The sequence below is a fragment of the Belnapia mucosa genome, assembly GCF_016775475.1.
In the GTDB taxonomy this organism is placed as follows: Bacteria; Pseudomonadota; Alphaproteobacteria; order Acetobacterales; family Acetobacteraceae; genus Belnapia; species Belnapia mucosa.
Map to the genome: position 1 here is coordinate 86,368 of NZ_JAEUXJ010000010.1, position 22,748 is coordinate 109,115.

19 protein-coding genes are annotated in these 22,748 nt (G+C 70.5%); 9 read left to right on the forward strand and 10 right to left on the reverse strand.

Features of this window, described 5'->3' with window-relative positions:
* Nucleotides 1–5 precede the first annotated feature (5 nt).
* Genes JMJ55_RS20715 through JMJ55_RS20730 form a run of 4 tightly spaced genes read left to right on the forward strand, consistent with a single transcriptional unit; the run spans nucleotide 6 to nucleotide 5,621 of the window.
* Complete coding sequence (locus JMJ55_RS20715) at nucleotides 6–581, forward strand: TRAP transporter small permease subunit (RefSeq protein ID WP_202827510.1); 576 nt, start codon at nucleotides 6–8, stop codon at nucleotides 579–581.
* Nucleotides 578–1,942: a TRAP transporter large permease gene (locus JMJ55_RS20720; RefSeq protein WP_202827511.1), complete on the forward strand. Its 1,365-nt coding sequence runs from the start codon at nucleotides 578–580 to the stop codon at nucleotides 1,940–1,942. The genes JMJ55_RS20715 and JMJ55_RS20720 overlap by 4 nt, the downstream gene beginning before the upstream one ends.
* A complete protein-coding gene (locus JMJ55_RS20725; protein ID WP_202827512.1) occupies nucleotides 1,939–3,978 on the forward strand; it encodes a hydantoinase/oxoprolinase family protein in 2,040 nt (679 codons plus the stop codon). The genes JMJ55_RS20720 and JMJ55_RS20725 overlap by 4 nt, the downstream gene beginning before the upstream one ends.
* Nucleotides 3,975–5,621 (forward strand): hydantoinase B/oxoprolinase family protein, encoded by a 1,647-nt coding sequence (locus JMJ55_RS20730; RefSeq protein WP_202827513.1) that lies wholly within the window; start codon nucleotides 3,975–3,977, stop codon nucleotides 5,619–5,621. Before JMJ55_RS20725 ends, JMJ55_RS20730 begins: the two co-directional genes overlap by 4 nt.
* Here JMJ55_RS20730 and JMJ55_RS20735 read toward each other — a convergent pair.
* Nucleotides 5,599–6,057: a hypothetical protein gene (locus tag JMJ55_RS20735; protein WP_202827514.1), complete on the reverse strand. Its 459-nt coding sequence runs from the start codon at nucleotides 6,055–6,057 to the stop codon at nucleotides 5,599–5,601. The two genes, JMJ55_RS20730 and JMJ55_RS20735, sit on opposite strands and share 23 nt — an antisense overlap.
* A gap of 56 nt (nucleotides 6,058–6,113) precedes the next feature.
* Between JMJ55_RS20735 and JMJ55_RS20740 the strand changes: the two genes are divergently transcribed.
* A complete protein-coding gene (locus JMJ55_RS20740) occupies nucleotides 6,114–7,073 on the forward strand; it encodes a 3-hydroxyacyl-CoA dehydrogenase family protein (protein ID WP_202827515.1) in 960 nt (319 codons plus the stop codon).
* Nucleotides 7,070–7,837 (forward strand): SDR family NAD(P)-dependent oxidoreductase, encoded by a 768-nt coding sequence (locus JMJ55_RS20745; protein WP_202827516.1) that lies wholly within the window; start codon nucleotides 7,070–7,072, stop codon nucleotides 7,835–7,837. The genes JMJ55_RS20740 and JMJ55_RS20745 overlap by 4 nt, the downstream gene beginning before the upstream one ends.
* Here JMJ55_RS20745 and pepN read toward each other — a convergent pair.
* Together pepN and JMJ55_RS20755 are read right to left on the reverse strand one after the other, a co-directional pair.
* Nucleotides 7,834–10,455, reverse strand: a complete 2,622-nt coding sequence (pepN, locus tag JMJ55_RS20750; protein WP_202827517.1) for an aminopeptidase N — start codon at nucleotides 10,453–10,455, stop codon at nucleotides 7,834–7,836. The genes JMJ55_RS20745 and pepN overlap by 4 nt on opposite strands.
* A gap of 17 nt (nucleotides 10,456–10,472) precedes the next feature.
* Nucleotides 10,473–12,572: a N,N-dimethylformamidase beta subunit family domain-containing protein gene (locus JMJ55_RS20755; protein ID WP_202827518.1), complete on the reverse strand. Its 2,100-nt coding sequence runs from the start codon at nucleotides 12,570–12,572 to the stop codon at nucleotides 10,473–10,475.
* A gap of 61 nt (nucleotides 12,573–12,633) precedes the next feature.
* On the opposite strand from JMJ55_RS20755, the gene JMJ55_RS20760 reads away from it, so the two are divergent.
* Complete coding sequence (locus JMJ55_RS20760; RefSeq protein ID WP_202827519.1) at nucleotides 12,634–13,800, forward strand: acyl-CoA dehydrogenase family protein; 1,167 nt, start codon at nucleotides 12,634–12,636, stop codon at nucleotides 13,798–13,800.
* A gap of 4 nt (nucleotides 13,801–13,804) precedes the next feature.
* On the opposite strand, the gene JMJ55_RS20765 is transcribed toward JMJ55_RS20760, so the two are convergent.
* The 3 genes from JMJ55_RS20765 to JMJ55_RS20775 all read right to left on the reverse strand — a co-directional run bounded on the left by JMJ55_RS20765 (nucleotide 13,805) and on the right by JMJ55_RS20775 (nucleotide 16,918).
* Nucleotides 13,805–14,776 (reverse strand): Bug family tripartite tricarboxylate transporter substrate binding protein, encoded by a 972-nt coding sequence (locus tag JMJ55_RS20765; protein ID WP_202827520.1) that lies wholly within the window; start codon nucleotides 14,774–14,776, stop codon nucleotides 13,805–13,807.
* A gap of 64 nt (nucleotides 14,777–14,840) precedes the next feature.
* Nucleotides 14,841–15,806 carry a Bug family tripartite tricarboxylate transporter substrate binding protein gene (locus JMJ55_RS20770; protein ID WP_202827521.1) on the reverse strand — a complete coding sequence of 322 codons (966 nt, stop codon included), beginning with the start codon at nucleotides 15,804–15,806 and terminating at the stop codon, nucleotides 14,841–14,843.
* Nucleotides 15,806–16,918: an S-(hydroxymethyl)glutathione dehydrogenase/class III alcohol dehydrogenase gene (locus tag JMJ55_RS20775; RefSeq protein WP_202827522.1), complete on the reverse strand. Its 1,113-nt coding sequence runs from the start codon at nucleotides 16,916–16,918 to the stop codon at nucleotides 15,806–15,808. Before JMJ55_RS20775 ends, JMJ55_RS20770 begins: the two co-directional genes overlap by 1 nt.
* A gap of 89 nt (nucleotides 16,919–17,007) precedes the next feature.
* On the opposite strand from JMJ55_RS20775, the gene JMJ55_RS20780 reads away from it, so the two are divergent.
* Nucleotides 17,008–17,409 (forward strand): RidA family protein, encoded by a 402-nt coding sequence (locus tag JMJ55_RS20780; protein ID WP_202827523.1) that lies wholly within the window; start codon nucleotides 17,008–17,010, stop codon nucleotides 17,407–17,409.
* A gap of 72 nt (nucleotides 17,410–17,481) precedes the next feature.
* On the opposite strand, the gene JMJ55_RS20785 is transcribed toward JMJ55_RS20780, so the two are convergent.
* Genes JMJ55_RS20785 through JMJ55_RS20795 form a run of 3 tightly spaced genes read right to left on the reverse strand, consistent with a single transcriptional unit; the run spans nucleotide 17,482 to nucleotide 20,041 of the window.
* Nucleotides 17,482–17,886, reverse strand: coding sequence for a DUF3597 domain-containing protein (locus tag JMJ55_RS20785; protein WP_202827524.1), 405 nt, complete (start codon nucleotides 17,884–17,886; stop codon nucleotides 17,482–17,484).
* 53 nt (nucleotides 17,887–17,939) lie between these two features.
* Nucleotides 17,940–18,596 carry a DUF1028 domain-containing protein gene (locus tag JMJ55_RS20790; protein ID WP_202827525.1) on the reverse strand — a complete coding sequence of 219 codons (657 nt, stop codon included), beginning with the start codon at nucleotides 18,594–18,596 and terminating at the stop codon, nucleotides 17,940–17,942.
* Nucleotides 18,593–20,041 (reverse strand): amidohydrolase family protein, encoded by a 1,449-nt coding sequence (locus JMJ55_RS20795; protein ID WP_202827526.1) that lies wholly within the window; start codon nucleotides 20,039–20,041, stop codon nucleotides 18,593–18,595. Before JMJ55_RS20795 ends, JMJ55_RS20790 begins: the two co-directional genes overlap by 4 nt.
* A gap of 124 nt (nucleotides 20,042–20,165) precedes the next feature.
* On the opposite strand from JMJ55_RS20795, the gene JMJ55_RS20800 reads away from it, so the two are divergent.
* Nucleotides 20,166–21,119 (forward strand): Bug family tripartite tricarboxylate transporter substrate binding protein, encoded by a 954-nt coding sequence (locus JMJ55_RS20800; protein ID WP_202827527.1) that lies wholly within the window; start codon nucleotides 20,166–20,168, stop codon nucleotides 21,117–21,119.
* Between the two features lie 12 nt (nucleotides 21,120–21,131).
* Here JMJ55_RS20800 and JMJ55_RS20805 read toward each other — a convergent pair whose 3' ends face one another.
* The gene (locus JMJ55_RS20805; protein WP_202827528.1) at nucleotides 21,132–22,694 is read right to left on the reverse strand and encodes an acyl-CoA carboxylase subunit beta; all 1,563 of its coding nucleotides are present in this window, start codon (nucleotides 22,692–22,694) and stop codon (nucleotides 21,132–21,134) included.
* Between the last annotated feature and the right edge of the window lie 54 nt (nucleotides 22,695–22,748).

Below are 22,748 nucleotides of genomic sequence, written 5' to 3' on the forward strand. Positions count from 1 at the left end.
GGGGGTTGCGGCGCGGCGTCGCCGCCCTGGCGGCGGGCATGGCCTATGTCGCAGGATGGAATTACCTGGCCTGCGCAGTCTTCATCACCTTCGATATCCTGGGGCGCAGCTTCCTCGGCATCTCTTCCGCCGCCACGGTGGAGGTGACGGGCTATATGCTGGCCGGCGGAATCGCCTGGGCGTTGGCGCATACCCTGGCGCGGCGGGCCCATATCCGCGTCGATGTCTGGGTGAACCGCCTGCCGCTGCGGCTGCGGGCGGTGCTGCACCTGCTCTCGCTGCTGCTGCTTGGCGTCTTCGCCGCGTTCTGCGCCTGGGCCGCCTGGTCGCTGGTGGATGAGAGCATCCTGTTCGACGCCCACGACAACAGCGCGTTGCGCGTGCCGCTGGTGTTGCCGCAGGGCATCTGGGCCTTCGGCATCTTCGCTTTCTGCGCCATGATCCTGGTGCTGATGCTGGACGGCGTCCTTGCCCTGCTCGCTGGCCGGCCCGAGGAGCTGGACCGCTTGCTTGGCTCCCGCAGTATCGACGATGAAGCGGCCGAGGCCCTGGAGGCCGTCGAGATGGCGCGTCACCCATGATCGCCGTCGTCCTGATGCTGGTCCTGCTGGGTTTTGCGCTGTTCGCGGCGGTGAGCGGCGGCCAGGCGATGCCACTGGCAGAAATCCTGGCGCTGACCGGGGCCTTCCTCGTCTTCTTCGGTGCCGGCGTCTATGTCGCGGCGGTGCTCGGCCTGCTCGGCGTGCTGATCGGGCTCACCTTCTCCGACCGGCCCTGGTGGGCCTTCGCAGGGCAGACGCTGTGGGGCCCGTCCTCCAACTTCGTGCTCGTCGCCGTGCCGCTCTTCCTGCTGATGGGGGAGATCCTGCTGCGCGCCGGCCTCTCGGACCGGCTCTACCGGGCGCTCAACGTGTGGCTGAACCGGCTGCCGGGCGGTCTGCTGCACACCAACATCGTCTCCTGCGCCGTCTTCTCGGCGATTTCCGGCTCCTCGGTCGCGACGGCGGCGACGATGGGCTCCGTCGCGCTGCCCTATTTCAACAACTCGGCCTATAGCCAGCGGATGGTGCTCGGCTCGCTGGCCGCAGGCGGGGCGCTCGGCAACCTCATTCCGCCGGGCATCACCTTCATCATCTACGGCCTCATTACCGAGACCTCGGTCGGCGCGCTCTATATCGCCGCCTTGCTGCCGAGCATCCTGGTGACCGGCCTCTTCATCCTTGTCATCACTATCCACGGGCTGCGGCACCCACTGCCGAAGCCGGAACGGCTGCCGCTGGCCCTCAAGCTGCGGGCGCTTGTCGATCTCGTGCCGACGCTGTTGCTGATGCTGTTGGTGCTCGGCTCCATCTATGCCGGCTATGCCACGCCGACCGAGGCGGCGGCGCTTGGCGTGATCGGCGCCGCGGTCTTCGCCGCGATCGAGGGCAAGCTCTCGCTTCGCCTGCTGAACGCCAGCGCGGAGGCGACGGCGCGCAACACGGCGCTGCTCGGCCTCATCATCTTCGGCGCCTACCTGCTGAACTACCTGCTGACCACGATCAACGTGCCGCAGACGCTTGCCGCCTTCATCGGCGGCTTGCCGCTGCCGCCCTGGGCGATCATGGCGGCGATCCTCGCGCTCTATCTGGCGCTTGGCACCTTCATGGAGGGCTTCTCCATGATCATCACCACCGTGCCGGTGATCTTCCCGGTGGTGCAGGCGCTGGGCTACGATCCCATCTGGTTCGGGGTCATGGTGACGATGCTGGTCGAGATCGCCCAGATCAGCCCGCCGGACGGCACGGTGATGTATGTGTTGCAGGGGATGCGGCCGCGGCCCGGGCCCATCACCGATGTCTTCGCGGGCGTGATGCCCTTCCTCGGGGCCTATCTTCTGGCGGTGGTGTTGATGATGATATGGCCCGATATCGCGCTCTGGTTGCCGCGGGTGATGGGATGAGCGAGAAGCCCATCCGCATCGCCGTCGATATCGGCGGCACCTTCACCGACCTGCAGATCCTCGACGCCCGCGACGGCGCCGTCCGCGCTTGGAAGACGCCGACCACGCCGGAGGACCCGTCCATCGGCTTGCTGCGCGGCGTGACCGAGGCGGCGGCGCGCTTCGGCTTCGCCCTGCCCGAGGTCGGGCTGCTGCTGCACGGCACCACCATCGCCACCAATGCCGTGCTCGAGCGCAAGCTTGCCCGCGGCGTGCTGCTGACCACGGCGGGCTTCGAGGATGTGCTGGAGATCACCCGCCATGTACGGCGCGAGCTCTACAAGCTCGACCTCGATCCCTTCCCCTGCCTGATCGAGCGCGACCGCCGCCTCGGCGTGCCGGAGCGCATGCGCGCCGACGGCACTGCCGAACAGCCGCTCCATGAGGCGGCGCTGCCCGGCCTGCTCGCGCAACTCGATGCGCTCGGCGCGGAGGCGGTTGCGGTCTGCCTGCTGCACAGCTACGTCAACCCGGCGCATGAACGGCGGCTGAAATCACTGATCGCCGCCGCCCGGCCCGCACTGCCCATCTCGCTGTCCTCCGAGATCAGCCCCGAGACCCGCGAATACGAGCGCAGCAGCACCACCGTGCTGAACGCCCTGCTGATGCCGGTGGTGAAAGCGTATCTCGACCGGCTAGAGGCGCGGCTGGGTGAAGGGGGCTTCCATCCGCTCGTCTTCCTCGTGCAGAGCAATGGCGGCGTGTGCAGCCTGCGCCAGGCGGCCGGGCAGCCGGCGCGGCTGCTGCTCTCCGGTCCCTCCGGCGGCGCGCTGGCCGCGGGCCGCATCGCCGAGCTGCTCGGGCGGCCGAACCTCGTCGCCGTCGACATGGGCGGCACCAGCTACGACGTCTCCGTGGTGCAGAGCCATCGCGTCTCCGTCGTGACCCAGGGCGAGATCGACCGGCTGCCGGTGCGGCTGCCGATGGTCGAGATGCGCACCATCGGCGCCGGCGGCGGCTCCATCGCCAGCGTCGACAGCGGCGGGCGACTGACGGTCGGCCCGCGCAGTGCCGGCTCCCGCCCCGGTCCCGTCGCCTATGGCCGCGGCGGGACGGAGCCGACGGTGACGGATGCCAACCTCGCCCTCGGCCGGCTCGATCCCGACTATTTCCTCGGCGGCATGATGAAGCTAGACATGCCGGCGACGCGCGAGGCCATCGCCGCCCGCGTCGGCACCCCGCTCGGCCTCGCGGTCGAGCCGGCGGCGCAGGGCATGCTGACCGTCACCAACGCCAATCTCGGCGCGGCGGTGCGGCTCTCGCTCTTCGAGAAGGGGCTCGACCCGCGCGACTTTGCGCTGCTCAGCTTCGGCGGCGCCGGCGGGCTGCATGCGACCGATGTCGCCGCCGAGATGGGCATCCGCGAGGTGATCTTCCCGAGGGAGCCCGGCACGCTCTCCGCTTATGGCATCCTCTACAGCGACCTCGTGCAGGACATCGCCCGCTCCCGCGTCATGCCGGCCGTGCCGGCAAGCCTGCCCGCTATCGAGGAGAGCATCGCCACCCTCCGCGCCGAGGCCGAGGCCGGCCTGGCCCGTGACGGCGTGCCGCCCGAACGGCGCGAGGTCGCCGTCGCCGCCGACATGCGCTACCACGGCCAAGCCTTCGAGCTGCTGATCCCCTGGCCCGAGATACCGGACCTCGCCGCGCTGCTCGCCCGCTTCCATGCGGTGCACCGCCAGCGCTTCAGCTATGCCGACGAGCAGGAGGCGGTCGAGATCGTCACCCTCCGCGCCATCGCCACCGGCCGCTTGCCGAAGCCGGATGCGGCGGAGCCCAGCCCCGAGGACCGGCCATCGCTGAAGGGCCAGCGCCGCGTCTTCGCCGATGGCGCGTGGCACGACCTGCCGGTCTGGGATCGCGAGGCGCTGAAGCCCGAGGACCGCATCACCGGCCCCGCCATCGTCGAGGAACCCTTCGCCACCCATTGGATCGGCTCCGGCTGGACCGCCACGCTCGGCACCGCCGGCGCCCTCATTGCCAGGAGCGACGCATGAGCCTCGGACCGATCGAGATCGAGGTCATCCGCAACGCGCTGACCGCCGCCGCCGCCGAGATGGACGTCACCGTCTGGCGGACCAGCCGCAGCACCATCGTGCGCGAGCTGCTCGACTATTCCACCGCCGTCTTCGATGCGGAGGGCAACAACCTTGCCCAATCCGCCCGCATCCCGAGCCACCTCAACAGCATGTCCCATTTCCTGCGGGAGATCCTCGACCGCTATGTCGATCCCGCGACCTGGGGGCCGGATGACGTCGTCATCTCCAACGACCCCTATTGCGGCGGCCAGCACCTGCCCGACATCTGCGCCTTCAAGCCCGTCTTCCGAGAGGGCAGGCGCATCGCCTTCGTCGGCACGCTCTGCCACCATATTGATGTCGGGGGGCTGGTCGCCGGTAGCTATGCGGCGAAGGCCATCGAGATCTTTCAGGAAGGGCTTCGCATCCCGCCGCTGAAGCTGATCGAGAACGGACGCCGCAACGAGGGCGTCTGGGCGATGATCCGCCAGAACATCCGCAAGCCGGACCTGCTGCTGGGCGACCTGCAGAGCCAGATCGCCTCGCTTGAGGTGGGCGCCGCAGCACTCCGCCGCCTCGCCGCCCGCTATGGCGCCGAGGGCATGATCGAGGCCGGGCGCCGCATCCTCGACATGAGTGAGCAGGCGATGCGCGCCGCCATCTCCCGCATGCCGGACGGCACCTATGAATTCACCGACTGGCTCGACGATGACGGCATCGACCTCGACAAGCCCATCAGGCTGCATGTCGCGCTGACCATCCGGGGCGACAGCATCTCGGTCGATCTCTCCGGCTGCTCGCCCCAGGTGCAGGGGCCGACCAATGCGACGCTCGCCAGCAGCAATGCCGCTGTCATGTTCGCCGTGATGTGCGCCTGCGACGAACCCTTCGCCGCCAATGCCGGCTGCTACCGGCCGGTCAGCACCATCGCGCCGGAAGGCTCGGTGGTGAATGCCCGGGCGCCGGCGCCGGTCGTTCACCGCATCGCCGTCACCCACCGGCTGCTGAACGCCATGTTCGGCGCGCTGCACCAGGCGGTGCCGGACCGCATCCCGGCGGCCTATTACGGCAATTCCTATGTCTGCACCTTCCAGACCGTGGCGGCGGACGAGAAGCGCGAGGTTCTGGTCGAAATTGAGATCGGCGGCACCGGTGCGCATCCGAAGAAGGACGGCGTGAACGCCCTTTCGGCCGGGATGCACAACAACAGCAACATCCCCATCGAAATGATCGAGGCGCAGGCCCCGCTCACCATCACCCGCTATGTGCTGCTGCCCAACTCCGGCGGCGCGGGCGAGCATCGCGGCGGCCTCGGCCTGCTGCGGGAATGGCGCATCGACAGCCCGCGCTGCTTCTTCACTGCGAACATGGACCGCTTCGTCCATGCGCCTTACGGCCTCGCCGGCGGGGCGCCCGCCAGCACCGGCAAGCTGGTGCTGACGCGCGATGGCAGCGAAAGCCCGATGCCGCCGAAATCCGACAACGTGCCGCTCCAGCGCGGCGACCGCATCCGGCTCGAAACCTCTGGCGGCGGCGGCTTCGGCGACCCCGCGCGCCGCAGCCCCGAGGCAGTGGCGCGCGATCGGGCGCTCGGCTACGTCACGCCAGCAGGCGCCGGGTGAAGCGGCGGGAGCTGCGGAACATCGGCCGCACCCGCTCCGTCCAGGGGGTGGAGCGGGCAGCGATCCACTCCGGCGTCTGGTTCGCCTCCGGCCGCTCGAAGCGGTAGGCGGCGAGCAGGTTCGGCGCACCGCCATCAAGCCGCTGGTAGCGCGTGCCGCCGATGCAGCCGGGGCAGCTGGTCAGCATCGGCAGGTGCTCCTGCTCATACCACTCGAAGATCGCGGGCAGGTCGGCCTCGGCGATGTCGAGTTCGACCGTGTAGAGGAAAGGGGCAGGGCGCGAGACATCGCCGAGCGATGCGATGAAGGCGTAGGGGATGCCGCCCGTGGCGCCTGCCGGCGGCGCGTCCAGCCAGTGCCAGATATCCTCCCCGTTCTCCAGGTCCTGGTAGCGCAGCCCGGGGCCTTGCCCCTGTTGGATCAGCAGATCGGCCATTCTGTTTCCTCCGCTCCGGCGGCAGTATCGGCCCGAATCCAAAGAGGAGGAAAGCCATGGCACGGGTCGCGGTCATCGGCGCGGGAACGATGGGGCATGCGCTGGCGCTGGTCTTTGCGCTGGGCGGGCACCAAGTGCGGCTGACGGACAGCAACGGGGCGACGCTCGCCCGCGCTCAGGGGCTGATGGAGAAGGCGCTGGCCACGCTGGTCGAGGGCGGCGAGGCGCCGGCGGACTGGACCTCCGCCCATCTCGCCCAGGCCGTCACCCGCCATCCCGACCTCGCGGCCGCGGTGGATGGGGCGGAGCTGATCGTCGAGGCGATCATCGAGACGCCGGAGGCGAAGCACGCTCTCTTCGAGCAGCTGGACGCCCTGGCGCCGCCTGAAGCGGTGATCGCCAGCAATACTAGCCATCTCGATGTCTTTCCGCTGATCCCGGAGGCGCGGCAGGCGCGGGCACTGATCGCCCATTGGTACACGCCGCCCTATCTGGTCGACCTCGTCGATGTCATCCCCGGCCCGCATTGCGAGCCGGCTGCCTTCGAGGGCGTGATGGGGATGCTGCGCGCCATGGGCAAGCAGCCGCTCGGCCTCAAGAAATTCGTCCCCGGCTATGTCGCCAACCGCATCCAGGCGGCGATCGGGCTGGAGGTGCAGCATCTCCTCGATGAAGGCGTGGCGAGCCCGGCCGAGATCGACGCCGCGATCATCCACGGGCTTGCCTTGCGCCTGCCCATCCTCGGCGTCTTCGCCAAGGCGGATTTCACCGGCCTTGCCCTGTCCCAGGCGATCCTCGCCAACAAGAGCTATACGCCTCCCCCGGTGCGTGGTCGGAGCGACACTCTGGACCGGCTGGTGGCCGAAGGCCGCACCGGCGTCCTCGCCGGCGCCGGCTATTATGACTGGCCGGGCGACCCTGCCGCGCTGTTCGAGGCGCGTGACCGACGCCTGATCGCACTGAAGCAGGCGATGCGGGAGATCGGCACTATGGCCGGGCTGGAGCGCAGCGAATGATCCGCTACGACCTCACCGGCAAGACGGCGCTGGTCACCGGCGCCGCTTCCGGCATCGGCCTCGCCCTGGCAACGCAGTTGGCCCGTAACGGCGCCCGGGTCGCGTTGAACCACCTGGCGGATGATCCGCGTGGGCCGGAGCAGGTGGAGCGGCTGCGCGCCGAGGGCTTCGATGTCATCGCCGCGCCCGGCAATGTCGGCGACGCGGTGGATGGCCCGCGCATGGTGGAGCAGGCGGTGGCCGATCTCGGCCGGCTCGATTTCCTCGCCAACAATGCCGGCACCCCGGGCAGCCGCACCAGCATCGCCAGCCATGAACTCGACCGCATCACAGAGGAGCTGTGGCAGACGCTCGTGCAGGTGAACCTCATCGGCGTCTTCCGCTGCACCAAGGCGGCGGCGCCGGCGCTGCGGGCGGCCGGCGGGGCGGTGGTGAACACCGCCTCCATTGCCGGGCTGAATTCGCCCGGTTCCTCCATGGCCTATGGCGCGACCAAGGCCGGCGTCATCAGCCTGACCAAGAACCTCGCCCGTGCCCTGGCGCCCGAAGTGCGGGTGAATGCCGTGGCGCCGGGCGCGGTGGACAGCGCCTGGATGATCGAATGGACCAACGAGCAGCGCAGCAGCAGCATCGACAAGGCCCTGCTGAAGCGCCGCTGCACCCCAGACGACCTGGCCGAGGTGATGCTCTTCCTCCTGGCCGGCGCCGCCATGGTGACGGGCCAGACCGTGGTGGTGGATGGCGGCCTGACCCTTTCGGGTTAGGCCAGCGCCTTCGAAGCCTTCTCGAAGGTGCCACGGCTGAGCTTCGGCGTGTCCAGCACCCGCCGCAGCTCCCGCTGCATCAGCGCGGCCCGAGCCGGCGCCTGCCGCCTCCACTGGCCGAGCGGCCCGATCAGCCGCGCCGCGATCGAGCCATTGATCGGGTCGAGGGCGATCACCGCATCGGCGAGGAAGCGGTAGCCCTCGCCATCCTCGGCATGGAAATGCAGCGGATTCCCGCTGGCGAAGGCACCGATCAGGGACCGCGCGCGGTTCGGGTTGCGCAGGTCGAAATCCGGATGGCGGTAGAGCGCCCGCACCGCAGCCGGCGTATCGGCGCGCTTGGACATGGCCTGGATGGAGAACCACTTGTCCAGCACCAGGTCGTCGCCGTGCCAGCGCGCATGGAAATCGGCCAGCGGTGCCTCCCGCGCCGGACCCTCGGCATCCGCCAGCAGCGAGAGCGCGGCCAGACGGTCCGTCATATTGCCCGCCGATCCGTATTGCGCCGAGGCCAGGCCGGTATCGCCGGCAGCGACGAGATAGGCGAGGCAGGCATTGCGCAGCGCCCGCCGCCCGATGCTGCGGCCATCGACGCGATACTCGCCCGACTCCGCCAGCCCGTCATAGGTGGCGCGCAGCGCATCGGCGCAGCGGCGGCCGATCTCGGCCCGCAGATGCTCCCGCACCGCATGCACCGCGGCCGGGTCGGCGATCTCCATCTGGTCGGCGACGAAGCCCTCGCCGGGCAGGGCCAGCGCCTCGGCGGCGAAGGCCGGGTCGGTCTCGGCGGCGCGCAGGGTGGTGCGGACCGCCTCTTCCAGCGCCGCATCGAAGCCGAGCGGCTCGCTGCGCTGCTGCTGCTCCACCATCCGCAGCATCAGCCCGGTCGCATATTGCAGCCCGCTCTCCCAGCGGACGAAGGGGTCGGTGTCATGCACCGCGAGGAAGCGCAGCCGCTCCGGCGCGACGCCCTTCAGCTTCACCGGCGCGGAGAAGCCGCGGAGCAGGGACGGGGTAGGGGGTGCGGGCACGTCCTCGAAGGTGAAGCTCTGCTCGGCGCCTTCCAGCAGCAGCAGCCGCGTGCCCGGCCGCGCCTCGTTCTCACCGGCGAGGCGTGTCGGCAGCTCGGTGCCGGCGCCGTCCAGCAGGCCCATGGCGACCGGGATCGGCACCGGATGCTTCTGCGCCTGGCCCGGCGTCGGCGGGATCTGCTGCCGCAGCGTCAGCACCCAGCGGCGCGATTCCGGCTCATAGCGGTCCTCGGCGGTGAGTTCCGGCGTGCCGGCCTGGTCGTACCAGCCCATGAAGCGGGAGAGATCGACGCCCGAAGCCTCCTGCATGGCGGAGACGAAATCCTCGATCGTCACCGCCTGGTTGTCACAACGCGCGATATAGAGATCCATCCCGCGGCGAAAGGCGGCGGCGCCGATCCGGGTATGGATCAGCCGCACCACCTCGGCGCCCTTCTGGTAGACGGTCGGGGTGTAGAAATTGTCGATCTCGATATAGCTCTCCGGCCGCACCGGATGGGCCATCGGCCCCGCATCCTCGGGGAATTGCGCCGCGCGCAGCCCGCGCACATCGCGGATGCGCTTCACTGCGCGGCTGCCCTGGTCGGCGCTGAATTCCTGGTCGCGGAAGACCGTCAGCCCCTCCTTCAGGCTAAGCTGGAACCAGTCGCGGCAGGTGACGCGGTTGCCGGTCCAGTTGTGGAAATACTCATGGGCGATGACGGTCTCGATGCCCTGGTAGTCGCCATCCGTCGCCGTCTCCGGCTTCGCCAGCACGTATTTGGTGTTGAAGACGTTGAGACCCTTGTTCTCCATCGCCCCCATGTTGAAATCGGAGACGGCGGCGATGTTGAACACGTCGAGGTCGTATTCGAGGCCGAAGACCTCCTCGTCCCAGCGCATGGAGCGGATCAGGCTGTCCATCGCATGGCCGCAGCGATCCTCGTCGCCGCGCCGCACCCAGATGTTCAGCGAGACCTGCTTGCCCGATTTGGTGACGAAGGGCTCATGCACCGTGACCAGCTCACCGGCGACGAGGGCGAAAAGGTAGCTCGGCTTCGGATGCGGATCGACCCAGCGCACCCAATGCGTGCCGTCCTTGCCATGGCCGGTCCCACCGGGATTGCCGTTCGACAGCATCACCGGGCAGAGTTCCCGCTGCGCGGTGATGGTCACGGTGTAGCGGGACATCACATCGGGCCGGTCGGGGAAGTAGGTGATGCGGCGAAAGCCTTCCGCCTCGCACTGGGTGTAGAAATTGCCGCCGGAGGTATAGAGGCCCGAGAGCTCGGTATTCTCCTGCGGCGCGATCCGCACCAGTGTCTCCAGCGTGCCGGAGTCGGGCACGCCTTCGACCGTCAGGCTGCCATCCTCGCCGTGAACCAGCCGCTCCTGCGGCAGCGCCGTGCCGTCGAGGCTCGCCTCCAGCAGGGTCAGGCCGACACCGTCCAGCCGCATCGGCCCCGGCGTGTTGCGCCGGAAGGCGAGGCGGGCGCGCACCAGCGTCGCGGCGGGGTCGAGGCGGAAATCCAGCTCCACCGTATCGATCAGGAAGACGGGCGGGTGGTAATCGGCGCGGCGGGTGGTGTGCGGGGCGCTATCGGGCATCGGGGCTATCCAATCGGTCACAAGCTGAAACGGCGGAGCACGTTCTCGAGCAGGCGGGAGACCGGGTTAACGTAGCCGGCATGGGATAGGCTCCCGGCGAAGGTGATGGAACCGGTGGAGAAGAAGGCGCCGCCCCCCGCCGTCTCGCCATAGACGATCTCGGCCCGCACTAGATCCGGTGCCGGTTCGCCATTGATGGTGGTCAGCCGGCCCAGCAATTCCTCTGGCACCGTGACGAAATGCGGCTGATGCGCCTCGGATCGCGCCAGGATCGCCGTCCCTGGCGGGGTGCCCAGCAGCGGGTCGGCCCGGTCCAGCTCGAACCCCGCCGCGCCGCCGCCCGAAAGGCCGAAATTGCCGATCACCGCTGGCTCGATCCCTTCCCAGATCCAGGCGAGATGCGGCGGCGTGGGCAGGCGGCGGTAATGCGAGCCCTCGAAGGCGCCCTGGCCGGAGAAGCCGACGCCGCAGAGCAATTGCGGCGGGCGGCCGTTGCGGCGCCACAGCCCGCCGAGCGCGCCGTCGAACTGGTGCCAGTATTCGCCCGGCTCGGCGGCCCAGGCGCGGATGCCGCCCTCCGCCCGGCGCAGCTCCAGCACCGGGCCGCGGCGTGCCACCTTCCAGTAGAAGCCGTTGCCGCCGAGATAGGCGAGCCGCCCGCCGCCATCGACATAGGACTGCAGCGCGTCGAGCGTGCCCTGGGTGTGGTATTCCGGGTGGCTGCCCGTCACCACCGCCTTGTAGGGGGCGAGCAGCGCCAGCCCTTCCTCGTCCAAGTCCTCATCGGTGATGACGTCGAAGGCGAAGCCAAGCTCCTCCAGCCAGTCGGTGATGTGGCTGTCGGCCGGGAAGTGGCGCAGGCCGGAGCCGCGCGGGTCGTCGAAGGTCAGGAAGCCCGGCCGCATGGTCAGGATCGGCCGCAGCCGCGTGGTGAAGCCGATCCCGCTGCCATCCGGGTGGCGGTTGTAGGTGCTGTGGGTGAAGTCGTGATGGTCGTCGGGGTTGTGCGGCCAGGCGCCCCAGGCCTCGACCCGCGCCCGGAAGGCCGCATCGAAATTGCCCCGGGCATGGTTGGCATAGGCCTGGTAGGTGAAGGTGCTGGCGAGGAAGGCGATGGGCGCCCGTGCCTCGCCCCTGGGGGGCAGGACATAGAAGGGGATGATGTCCTCCGCGCCCTCCGCCCGCAGCCGCACGCCATAGACGCCACTGCGCATGTCCGGCGGGATCGGCACCGTGAAGGCGGTCTCCCAGCCGCAATCGGCGAGGTCGTCGGTATGGAAATGGATGGCGGCATAGTGGCGAGGGGCGTGGCGCCAGCAATGCTCGGCCCCGGTCCAGCGGCTGCCGCGCATCGCCCGGGCCGGCAGGTTCACCAGCCGCCCATGCAGCGCGCCAGGGCCACGATCGCTGATGGTCTGGGTGTGGATGCCCTCGGCGAAGTCCCACCAGGCGAGCACCCGCCCCTCCGCCAGCAGCGCCTCCGGCGCTTCCAGCCCGGCCGGGGCAATGCCCGCCAGCAGCAGCGGGTCCTCCAGCCTTCCGTCAGTGCCGGTGCCGAAGGCGATGCGCGCGGCGCCGGACCAGTCGGCCTCCGCCAGCGCCGTCTCCGCCTCGCCCTCGTCGTCCCGGCCGGCAATGGGCGAGAGCGCCCGCTGCGACAGGCGCAGCCGGCCCTCGCCGATCCGCACCGCCACCTCGTACCAGCGGCGGGGCAGGGGCGCCGGCACCGTGCAGGCCGCCCCATCCGCCTCGGCCCGCAACCCCTCGGGCGAGAGGCTGAGGCGCAGCGCATGGTCGCCGACCTCGAGCGCCAGGGGCACCCCGCCCTGAAGCCAGGGCTGCAGCCGCAGCAGCAGGGTGAAGGCGCGGCCCAGAGCCAGCCGCCCCTCGGCTTCGCCATGGGAGCCGAGCGCCACCGCCTGTTCCCGCGCTGGATACTCGCCCGCCCAGTCGGCCTCGACCGGGATCAGCCGCATCCCCGGCCCCGCCGGGTTCGGGTCGGCATGGCGGATTCGCACCAGGTCGGCGCGGTAGGGCCGCGCCGCGGAGACCTTCACCGCCAGCGCCTCGCCCGGCCGGGCCGAGAACCGGTCGAGATACCCGATCAGCGGCAGCATCCCCGCCCCCCCTTTTGTCCGCGGCCAGGATGCCCCAGGCTTGGCGGCAGGAGGAACCCCCATGGATTTCGCGCTCAGCCCCGAACAGGAGGAGATTCGCCGCTCGATCGGCGCCATCTGCGCCCGGTTCGACGATGCCTATTGGCTGCGGAAGGACAAGGAGGGCGGCTTCCCGCACGACTTCCACCATGCGCTCGCCGAGGCCGGCTGGCTCGGCATCTGCATCCCGGAGGAGTATGGCGGCAGCGGACTCGGCATCACCGAGGCGGCGCTGATGATGGAGGCGATCGCCGCCTCCGGCGCCGGGATGTCGGGCGCGACCGCCGTCCACCTCAACATCTTCGGCCTGCATCCGGTGGTGGTGCATGGCACGCCGGAGCAGAAGGCGCGCATGCTGCCGCCCATCGCCCGCGGCGAGGTGAAGGCCTGCTTCGGCGTGACAGAGCCGACCACCGGCCTCGACACCACACGGCTGAAGACGCGCGCCGAGCGGCGGGGCGACCGCTACATCGTCAACGGCCAGAAGGTCTGGATCAGCACCGCCCAGGTCGCCGACACCATCCTGCTGCTGGCCCGCACCACGCCCATCGAGCAGTGCCGCAACCCGGCCGATGGCATCAGCCTGTTCTACACCAAGCTCGACCGCAGCCGTGCCAGCATCCGCGAGATCGACAAGATGGGCCGCAAGGCGGTCGATTCGAACGAGATCTTCTTCGAGGATATGGAAGTCCCGGTCGAAGACCGGATCGGCGAAGAGGGGACGGGCTTCCGCACCATCCTGCACGGGCTGAACCCCGAACGGGTGCTGATCGCCGCCGAGGCCATCGGCATCGGCCGCGCCGCCCTATCCCGCGCCGCCGCCTATGCGCGGGAGAGGACGGTCTTCGGCCGGCCCATCGGCCAGAACCAGGCGGTGCAGCACCCGCTGGCCAAGGACTGGATGGCGCTGGAGGCGGCCTGGCTGATGACCTTGCAGGCCGCCTGGCGCTACGACCAGCACCTCGACTGCGGCGCCCAGGCCAATGCGGCGAAATACCTGGCGGCGGAGGCGGCGCGGGAGGCGACGCAGAACGCCGTCATGACCCATGGCGGCTTCGGCTATGCGCGCGAATACCATGTGGAGCGCTTCCTGCGCGAAGCGCTCATCCCCTGGATCGCGCCGGTGAGCCCGAACCTGATCTGCTGCTACATCGCGGAACGGGTTCTGGGCCTGCCGAAGAGCTACTGAGCCGCTACTCCACGCGGATGTTGTTCGCCTCGATCACCTGCCGGAACTGCTCCCGGTGGGTCTTGAGATAGGCGGTGAAGTCGGCGGTGTTGCGGGCCTGGGCCTGGAAGCCGATGGCGGCCATGCGGGACTTCACCTCATCGGTCGCCATGGCGCGCTCGGTCTCCGCTGCCAGCCGCTCGATGATCGGCGCCGGCGTCCCGGCCGGCATCATATAGCCGCCGAAGGCGCCGACATCGAAGCCGCGCGCCTCGGGCAGCTGGGCGAGGGGCGTGATGTCGGGTGCCAGCGGGCTGCCGGCCGCGAGCGAGATGCCGAGCGCGCGCAGCGCCCCCTGCCGCACCAAAGGCCCGGTCGCCGCCAGCGTGTCCACCGCGAAATCAACCTGTCCCGCCACCACCGAGGTCAGCGCCGGCCCGCTGCCGGCGAAGGGAACATGCACGGTCTCCAGCGCGGTGCGGCTCAGGAACATCAGGGTGATGAGATGCGCCGCCGCCCCGGTGCCGGAGGTGGCATAGGTGTATTTCCCCGGATTCGCCTTCACCACGGCGAGGAATTCCGCCGCCGTGCGGGCCGGGAAATTTGGGTTCACCGTCAGTAGATAGGGCGAGATGCCGATCATCGCGACCGGGGCAAAATCCTTCTCCGGATCATAGGCCGTGCGCTGCACCAGCGGCGCGGTGGTGATGGGCCCGGTCGAGGCGGCGAGGATGGTGTAGCCATCGGGCGGCGACTTGGCGACGGCATCCGTCCCGATCATGCCGCCGGCGCCGGCCTTGTTCTCCGGCACCAGGGGCTGGCCCCATTGTGCCGCGACCTGCTGCCCGGCGACCCGGGCCATGAGGTCCGTCGCCTGGCCCGGCGGCCAGGGCACGATCATGCGGATGGGCCGCGAGGGGTAGGGCCCCCCCTGGGCGCGGGCGAGGCGCGGCGCGGCGAGGCCCGCGGTGGCAAGCAACAGGGTGCGGCGGTCCATGGTGACGTTTCCCAGACTTTCTTTCGTTGCCAGGAGGATGGGGCCAAGGCGCCCGCTTGCCAAGCTACTCCACGCGCATCGCCGCCCGCCGGACCACCGGTGCCCAGCGCGCCCGGTCCTCCGCGAAATAGCGGGCGAAGGCCTCCGGGCTCTCGCTCGGCTCCACCTCCAGCCCGCCTTCCAGCAGCTTCCGTCGCACCTCGGGGTCGGCGAGGGTCGCATTCAGCGCGGCGAAGAGGGTGGCGATGCGGTCGGGCGGAGTCCCGCCGGTGCCGAGGAGGGCAAACCAGGTCGCCGCCTCGATCTGCGGGAAACCCTGTTCGCCGGTGGTCGGCAGTGCCGGCATGGCGGTGCTGCGCCGCTGCCCGGCGATGGCAATGGCGCGCAGCGCGCCGGACTGGATATGCGGCTGCATCGGCGCCAGCGCATTGGTGAAGACCGGCACCCGCCCGGCCAGCACGTCGTTCAGCGCCGGGCCGGTGCCGCGATAGGGGATGTGCTCCATCTCCACCTCCAGCGCCTGGGCGATCATCGCCCCTGCTGCATGGCCGGTGCTGCCGACGCCGGGCGAGGCATAGGAGAGGGGCGGGGAGGAGCGCCGCGCCACCGCCTGCAATTCCTTCAGGCTGTGCACCGGCAAGGACGGATGCACGACGATCACATTCGGTCCGAGCGCCATCATGCCGATCGGGGCGAAGGCGGTGGCGACGTCATAGGGGACGCGCGCCTGCACCAGGCTGGTGATGGTCAGGCTGCCGCTGCCGCCCAGCACCAGGGTGTAGCCATCCGGTGGCGCCTTGGCGACGACCTCGGCACCGAGCATGCCACCGGCGCCGCCGCGGTTCTCGATGACAATGGGTTGGCCGAGCCGCGCCGCCATCCCCTCCGTCACCAGCCGGCCGACGATGTCGTTGGTGCCGCCCGGCGGCCAGGGGATGACGAGGCGGATGGGGCGGTTGGGGAAGGGGCCCTCGGCGCGCGCCAGGCTCGGCGCGGCCATCAGCCCCGCGACCAGCGCGCGCCGCCGCATCAGTAGATGACCACGCTGCGGATGCTCTCGCCGCGCTCCATCAGCTCGAAGCCATGGTTGATCTGCTCGAGCGGCATGGTGTGGGTGATCAGGCTGTCGATGTCGATCTTCCCTTCCATGTACCAGTCGACGATCTTCGGCACGTCGGTCCGCCCCCGTGCGCCGCCGAAAGCGGTGCCACGCCAATTCCGCCCGGTGACGAGCTGGAAGGGCCGGGTGCTGATCTCCTCGCCGGCGCCGGCGACACCGATGATGATGCTCTCGCCCCAGCCACGATGGGTGCATTCCAGCGCCTGGCGCATCACCTTGGTATTGCCGATGCACTCGAAGGAGAAATCTGCCCCGCCGCCGGTCAGGTCGATGATCGCCTGCACCACCTTGTCGGCGCCGACCTCGTTCGGGTTGATGAAATGGGTCATGCCGAACTGGCGCGCCATCGCCTCGCGCGCCGGGTTCAGGTCGATGCCGATGATCTTGTCGGCGCCGACCATCCGCGCGCCCTGCAGCACGTTCAGCCCGATGCCGCCCAGGCCAAAGACTGCGACATTGGCGCCCGGCCAGACCTTGGCGGTGTTGATGACGGCGCCGACGCCGGTGGTCACGCCGCAGCCGATATAGCAGATCTTGTCGAAGGGCGCGTCCTCGCGGATCTTCGCCAGCGCGATCTCCGGCAGGACGGTGAAATTGGCGAAGGTGCTGCAGCCCATATAGTGCATCACCCGCGTGCCCTCGCAGGAGAAGCGGCTGGTACCGTCCGGCATCACGCCGCGACCCTGGGTCGCGCGGATCGCCGTGCAGAGGTTGCTGCGTTGGCTGAGGCAGGTTTTGCACTGCCGGCATTCCGGCGTGTAGAGCGGGATCACATGGTCGCCCGGCTTCAGGCTGGTGACGCCGGCGCCGACCTCGCGCACGATCCCGGCGCCCTCATGCCCGAGGATGGCCGGGAACAGCCCCTCCGGGTCGCGGCCGCTCAGGGTGTACTGGTCGGTATGGCAAAGGCCGGTCGCCATCACCTCGACCAGCACCTCGCCGGGTTTCGGCCCCTCGATCTCGATGGTCTCGATGCTCAGCGGCTTCCCCGCCGCCCAGGCCACCGCCGCGCGTGTCTTCATGGCGTCTCGTCCCCTGGCTATCCGTGCGGCCAATCTGGCGCCAAGCGCGACCCCGGTCCAGGATTTGCGATACCGGAGGTATCCAGGACATGGGCAGGATCGAATATCCCCAGCCGCAGGGGTTGCTGAACAACCCGGCCTTCTCGCAGGTCGTCGTCGCCTCGGGATCGCGCACGATCTACACGGCCGGCCAGGTCTCCATCGATGAGCAGGGGAGGCTGGTCGGGGCCGGCGACCTCGGCGCCCAGACCGCGCAGGCGATGCGCAATGTCGGGCTGGCCCTGGCCGCGGCAGGCGCATCCTTCGCGGATATCGTGAAGATCACGATCTATGTCGTGGACTACCGGCCGGAGCACCGGCCCATCATCGGCCAGGCCCGATCGCCCTTCTTCGCCGGCCGGACGCCACCGGCCAGCACGCTGATCGGCGTCTCCGCCCTCGCCATGCCGGAATGGCTGATCGAGATCGAGGCGGTTGCCGTGCTCGCGTAGCGAGGGCTGAGGCAGCCCCCTCCGGTGGCGGAACGGCTTTGTGCCGCCGCCGTCCGGAGGGAAGCGCGATGCTCAGTCCCGCAGCTCGGCCGGGACCTTGCCGCCATTCTCGGCCAGCTTCTGCATGACCTGCTTGTGCAGCCAGATATTCATCGAAGCGGAGTCGTTGGTGTCGCCGCTGAAGTGCAGCTCCTGCGCCAGGGACTTCCGCGCCTCCAGGCTGCTGTCGAGGTCGAGCAGCTTCATCAGGTCGACGATCGAATGCCGCCAGTCGAGCCGCTGCGAGGCCTTCTGCGCCAGGCCGTTGAGGATCGCCTCGACATCCACCTGCGCCATGGCCGATGCGGCGCCGGCCGGCGCGGCAGTGGGTAGGTCATCGCTCGGCGCCGGGGATTGCGGCGGGCCGCCGGCCGGGCCGGCGGGGGCGGCCTGGGCGTGGCCACGCAGCTTGTCGAGGATACGGCCGAAAATGCTCATGCGGAGTCTCCTGTTGGATAACCCCCTAACGATCCGGCCCCGCCTCGGGTTCGCTAGATGACCGGTGCATCCTCCGGCGCTAGCGCCCGCTGCCGGAAGCCATCGGCCAGGGGGGCGTATTCCTCCCAGAGGGCGCGCAGCGCCGGCAGCGGCGCCGGTGCCTTGTCCACCCGCAGGTCCACATAGGGGAAGCTCTCGCCCCAGACGACCATCAGGCTGGCCGAGCTGACCTCGCCATGCTCGCCGCCCGCAGCCTCGCCCGCCTCCAGCGCCCGCAGCAGCCGTTCGGCCAGCGGCGCCCCGGGCGCGGCGAGGAAGGCCGCGACCATCGCCCCCGGCACCGCCTCGGTCGAGAGGATATTGCCCAGCGCCACCACATCGGGCCCATGCGCCGCGGCGCGTTCCGGCTTCACCCGCGCCCCGTCGAAATGCGCCGTCCGCCCGGCCGCATCCATCACCGCGATCTGCCGCCAGGCATGGTGCGGGGTGGAGGCGACCAGCGCCGCCACGGTCTCCTCGGCCGAGCAGCCGGAGCGCAGCAGGGCCAGGCCGCGCGGCCCGAGTCCCGGATCGGTCCGGTGCTGGGTCAGCACCGCCCCCACCCCCGCGGCGCAGAAAGGGACCCGGCTGCCTACCGCGATGGAGGAGGTGGTAACGGCGGCGCCGAATTGCCCCGTCCTGGCGCAGCGCCCGATCAGGGAGAAGGTCATGCCAGCATCCCGAGGCTGAGCGGCGCGATGGCATCGCCATCCCGGCCGCGATAGTCGAGCCCGGCGGCATCCCGCAGCATCCGCGCCTGGCTCTCGGCCAGGATGCCGGCGGCTTCCGAGACATCGAGCCGGGTCGGCTTGCCGTCGCGCAGCACCGTCTCCCCGGCCACGATCACCTGCCGCACCGCGCGGTCGGCGGCGTGGAAGACGAGCGAGCGCAGCGGGTCGCGCGGCGGGTTCATCAGCGGATGGGTGAGGTCCACCAGCGCCAGATCGGCCGCCGCGCCCACCACCAGCCGCCCGAGATCCGGCCGCCCCAGCGCCTCCGCCCCGCCCACCGTCGCGGCCTGGAAGACCATGGCGGTATCCGCCCCGGCGAGGTCCCGCCCGGCATTGCGCGCCAGCAGGATGGCCAGCCGCATCTCCTCGATCAGGTTGTGCGGCGCGCAATCCGTGCCCATCGCCATCCGCACGCCACGCCGCGCATAGCGGCCGAAATCCTTCAGATGCTCGCCATAGCGGGCGAAGGGGGAGGGGCAATGCGCCACCGCCACGCCATGCTCCGCCATCAGGGCCAGATCCCGCGCGCCATGCCAGCCGATGCTCGGATGCTCATCGAGGAAGATCGCATGGCCGAGGATGCTGCGCGGCGTCAGCAGCCCGATGGAGGCGGCCCATTGAATCGGCGTCATGCCGTGGCGGGTGATCATCTCCCGCACCTCGACCACGGCCTGGGCGATATGGGTGGTGAAGGGGCGGCCCGTCGCTTCCGCCAGGGCGATGGAATCGCGCAGCAGCGCCTCCTCCACCGTGTCGATCTGGGCCGGGAAGACGATGCCGGACAGCCGGCCGGAGGGATCGGCCTCGGCCTCGTCCATCAGGGCCTGGGCGCGCTGGAAGCCGGCGCGGCCGGCGCCCTCGGTCCAGGTCCAGGTGACGGTCTGCGGCGCCGTCATGCCCCATTGCGCCGAGGCATAGCCGGGCCCGGCCCAGACCCGCATCCCCGACTCCCGCATCACCCCGAGCCAGCCGCGATGCGGCGCCGAGAGATCGACGACGCTGGTGACGCCGCCCGAGAGCAGCTCAGCATAGGCCAGGCGCTGCGCCGCCTCGCGCCCGGCCTCGTCGAGGCGGAGGGACTGCGCGCGCTCGAACAGGCCGCTCATCTGCTGCTCGGGCACGCCATGATCCTCGCGCACGCCGCGCAGGCCGGGCTCGGTGGTCGGGTGGGTATGGACGTCGACCAGGCCGGGCAGCACCAGCAGCGCCTCGCCGGGGATCACCTCCGTGCCCGCGGGCGGCGGAGCGGCCGGGTCGTGCGGGGCGATGGCGGCGACCTTGCCGCCTTCCAGCCGGATATCGACGCCGCGGGCATAGGCATGGCGCCCCGCCGCCGCATCCCAGACCACCGCCCAGGCGGCATTGCGGATCAGGCTGGTCGGCATGGCGCGGCTCCTCGCTGCGAAGCCCGAAGCTTCGGCCAGAGCCGGGCCGAGGTCCATCCCCCGCGGCTTGACGGCCTGCCGGGCTGGGCCGGAGGATGCCGACAAAGGGGAGGAACCAAGGTCCATGCGCAATGCCCTGGCCGCGCTGCTGCTCGCCGCCTTGCCGCTGATGCCGGCCGCCGCCTGGCAGCCCGACCGGCCGCTCCGCGTCGTCGCGGGCTTCGCCGCCGGCGGCACCGGCGACCTCACCGCCCGGATCATCGCCGAGATGGCGGGCGCCGCGCTCGGCCAGAATGCAGTGGTGGAGAACCGCACCGGCGCCAATGGCGTCATCGCTGCCGAGGCGGTGGCGCGCTCCGGCACGGATGGGCTGACGGTGCTGCAATGCCCGATGGGCACAATGACCATCACCCCGAACCTGCCCGGCCAGCGCCTGCCGCTGGATGTCACGACGGAGTTGGTGCCGGTCGCCAATCTCGCCCTCTCGACCTACGGCCTGGTCGCGGCGCGCGACCGCTTCGCCGATGTCGCGGCCATGCTGGCCGAGGCGCGCGCGAAGCCCGGCGCGCTGAGCTTCGCCAGCGCCGGCACCGGCAGCGCCCAGCATCTGGCGGGGGAGTTGCTGAAGCGGCTGGCGAAGATCGATCTGGTCCACATTCCCTATCGCGGCGCCGCGCCGGCGATCGTGGATATGCTCGGCGGCCGGGTCGATATCCTCATCACCAATCTCGGCGACGTGGCGGGGCAGATCCGCGAGGGCTCGCTGCGCCTGCTGGCGGTCGGCGACGAGACGGGGCATCCGAATTTCAGCGCCCCGCCGCTTTCGGCCAGCGTCCCCGGCTTCACCATCGCCGGCTGGTTCGCCGCCTGCGCCCCGCGCACGATGCCGCGGGAGGCAGTGGAGGCCTGGGCCGGCGCGATCCGCGCCGGGCTGGAGCGGCCGGATTGGCGGAAGCGCCTGCTCGATAACGGCCTCACCCCGATGTTCGAGGGACCGGAGACGCTCGCCGCCCGGATGGAGCGCGACCGGGCCCAGTTCCGCGACCTGATCCAGGGCGCCGGCATCCGGGCGGAGTGAGGCGGCCCCGCCTCAGGGGCGCATCCCGCGCCCGATCCGCCCCGGCTCGCGCAGCCGCTCCGCCTGATCGGCGAATTCGCAGAGCAGCGCGCGGGTCCGCCGCGGGTCGATGATCTCCTCGACCCAGAAGGCCTCCGCGGTGCGCAGCGGGCTGCGCAGCAGCTGCAGGCGCTGCTCGATCTCGGCGAGCTTCGCCGCCGGGTCCTCGGCCGCGTCGATATCGGCGCGGTAGGCCGCCTCGATCCCGCCCTCCAGCGGGAGGGAGCCCCAGCGGGCCGAGGGCCAGGCGAAGCGCAGATTGAACCGCCCGGCCGGCTGATGGATGGCGCCGGCGACGCCGAAGGCGTTGCGCAGGATGACGGTGCACCAGGGCGTGCGGCTCTGGTTGATCGCCGCCATGGTGCGCACACCCCAGCGGATGGTGGCCCGCTGCTCCGCCTCCAGCCCGATCATGAAGCCGGGGCAGTCCATCATATGCACGACGGGCAGGTGGAAGGTGTCGGCCAGGTCCACATGGCGGATCACCTTGGCGCAGGCATCGGCGGTCCAGGACCCGGCATAGAACATCGGGTCGCCGGCGATGACCGCGACCGGCAATCCGTTCAGCCGGGCGAGGGCGGTGATGACCGAGCGGCCGAAATAGCGCCCCATCTCGAAGAAGCTGCCGCGGTCGAAGATGCTCTCGAGCAGCGGCCGGGCACGGTAGGGCTTGCGGATGTCGCGCGGGATGGCCGAGAGCCAGGACTCCTCCGCCCGCGCCGGATCGTCCTCGCACGCTGTGCGCGGCGCGACCTCATGCACCGAGGCGGGAAGGTAGGAGAGGAAGCGCCGCGCCGCCGCGAAGGCCTCCGCCTCATCCTCCACGGCATGGTCGACGGCGCCGGAGCGGGTCTGGATCTCCCAGCCGCCCAGCTCCTGCTTGCCGAGCGGCGTGCCGCCCATCGCGTTCACCACCGGCGGGCCGGCGACGAACATGGCGCTCGTCTCCTTGGTCATGACCGAGAAATGCGTCGCCGCCAGCCGCGCCGCGCCGAGCCCCGCGACTGAGCCGAGGCCGAGCCCGACCACCGGCACGAGCGAGAGGTTGTCCCCGGTGAGCTGGTAGAGCGCCTCGCCCCCGATCCCGCCCGGCAGGTTGGCCCGGCCCGTGGTCTCGATGGTCTTGACCGAGCCGCCGCCGCCCGAGCCCTCGATTACCCGGATCAGCGGCAGGCGCAGCCCGGCCGCCATGCGCTCGGCCATGATCGGCTTCTCGCGGATGGTGGCATCGGCGCTGCCGCCGCGGACGGTGAAGTCGTCGCCGACCACCACCACCGGCCGCCCGTCGACCCGGCCGCGGCCCATGACGCAGTTGGAGGGCGTCAGCTGCTTCAGCCGCCCATCCGGCCCGTATTCCGCCCGCCCGGCGATGGCGCCGACCTCATGGAAGGAGCCGGGATCGACCAGCGCATCGATCCGCTCTCGCACCGTCAGCCGGCCGCCGGCATGCTGGCGGGCGACCTTGTCGGGCCCGCCCATTGCCCGCGCCATCGCCTCGCGCGTCGCGAGCTCCTCCAATTCCGGCTGCCAGCTCATGCCCGGTTTCCCCCTTTGTGGTGCGGGCGACCCTAGCTATGGTCCGGCCAAGCG

Excerpts from the sequence above, each read along its gene's own strand:
- JMJ55_RS20720 (WP_202827511.1), top strand. The coding sequence starts at position 578 with ATGATCGCCGTCGTCCTGATGCTGGTCCTGCTGGGTTTTGCGCTGTTC.
- JMJ55_RS20725 (WP_202827512.1), top strand. The coding sequence starts at position 1,939 with ATGAGCGAGAAGCCCATCCGCATCGCCGTCGATATCGGCGGCACCTTC.
- JMJ55_RS20730 (WP_202827513.1), top strand. The coding sequence starts at position 3,975 with ATGAGCCTCGGACCGATCGAGATCGAGGTCATCCGCAACGCGCTGACC.
- JMJ55_RS20735 (WP_202827514.1), bottom strand. The coding sequence starts at position 6,057 with ATGGCCGATCTGCTGATCCAACAGGGGCAAGGCCCCGGGCTGCGCTAC.
- JMJ55_RS20740 (WP_202827515.1), top strand. The coding sequence starts at position 6,114 with ATGGCACGGGTCGCGGTCATCGGCGCGGGAACGATGGGGCATGCGCTG.
- JMJ55_RS20745 (WP_202827516.1), top strand. The coding sequence starts at position 7,070 with ATGATCCGCTACGACCTCACCGGCAAGACGGCGCTGGTCACCGGCGCC.
- pepN (WP_202827517.1), bottom strand. The coding sequence starts at position 10,455 with ATGCCCGATAGCGCCCCGCACACCACCCGCCGCGCCGATTACCACCCG.
- JMJ55_RS20755 (WP_202827518.1), bottom strand. The coding sequence starts at position 12,572 with ATGCTGCCGCTGATCGGGTATCTCGACCGGTTCTCGGCCCGGCCGGGC.
- JMJ55_RS20760 (WP_202827519.1), top strand. The coding sequence starts at position 12,634 with ATGGATTTCGCGCTCAGCCCCGAACAGGAGGAGATTCGCCGCTCGATC.
- JMJ55_RS20765 (WP_202827520.1), bottom strand. The coding sequence starts at position 14,776 with ATGGACCGCCGCACCCTGTTGCTTGCCACCGCGGGCCTCGCCGCGCCG.
- JMJ55_RS20770 (WP_202827521.1), bottom strand. The coding sequence starts at position 15,806 with ATGCGGCGGCGCGCGCTGGTCGCGGGGCTGATGGCCGCGCCGAGCCTG.
- JMJ55_RS20775 (WP_202827522.1), bottom strand. The coding sequence starts at position 16,918 with ATGAAGACACGCGCGGCGGTGGCCTGGGCGGCGGGGAAGCCGCTGAGC.
- JMJ55_RS20780 (WP_202827523.1), top strand. The coding sequence starts at position 17,008 with ATGGGCAGGATCGAATATCCCCAGCCGCAGGGGTTGCTGAACAACCCG.
- JMJ55_RS20785 (WP_202827524.1), bottom strand. The coding sequence starts at position 17,886 with ATGAGCATTTTCGGCCGTATCCTCGACAAGCTGCGTGGCCACGCCCAG.
- JMJ55_RS20790 (WP_202827525.1), bottom strand. The coding sequence starts at position 18,596 with ATGACCTTCTCCCTGATCGGGCGCTGCGCCAGGACGGGGCAATTCGGC.
- JMJ55_RS20795 (WP_202827526.1), bottom strand. The coding sequence starts at position 20,041 with ATGCCGACCAGCCTGATCCGCAATGCCGCCTGGGCGGTGGTCTGGGAT.
- JMJ55_RS20800 (WP_202827527.1), top strand. The coding sequence starts at position 20,166 with ATGCGCAATGCCCTGGCCGCGCTGCTGCTCGCCGCCTTGCCGCTGATG.
- JMJ55_RS20805 (WP_202827528.1), bottom strand. The coding sequence starts at position 22,694 with ATGAGCTGGCAGCCGGAATTGGAGGAGCTCGCGACGCGCGAGGCGATG.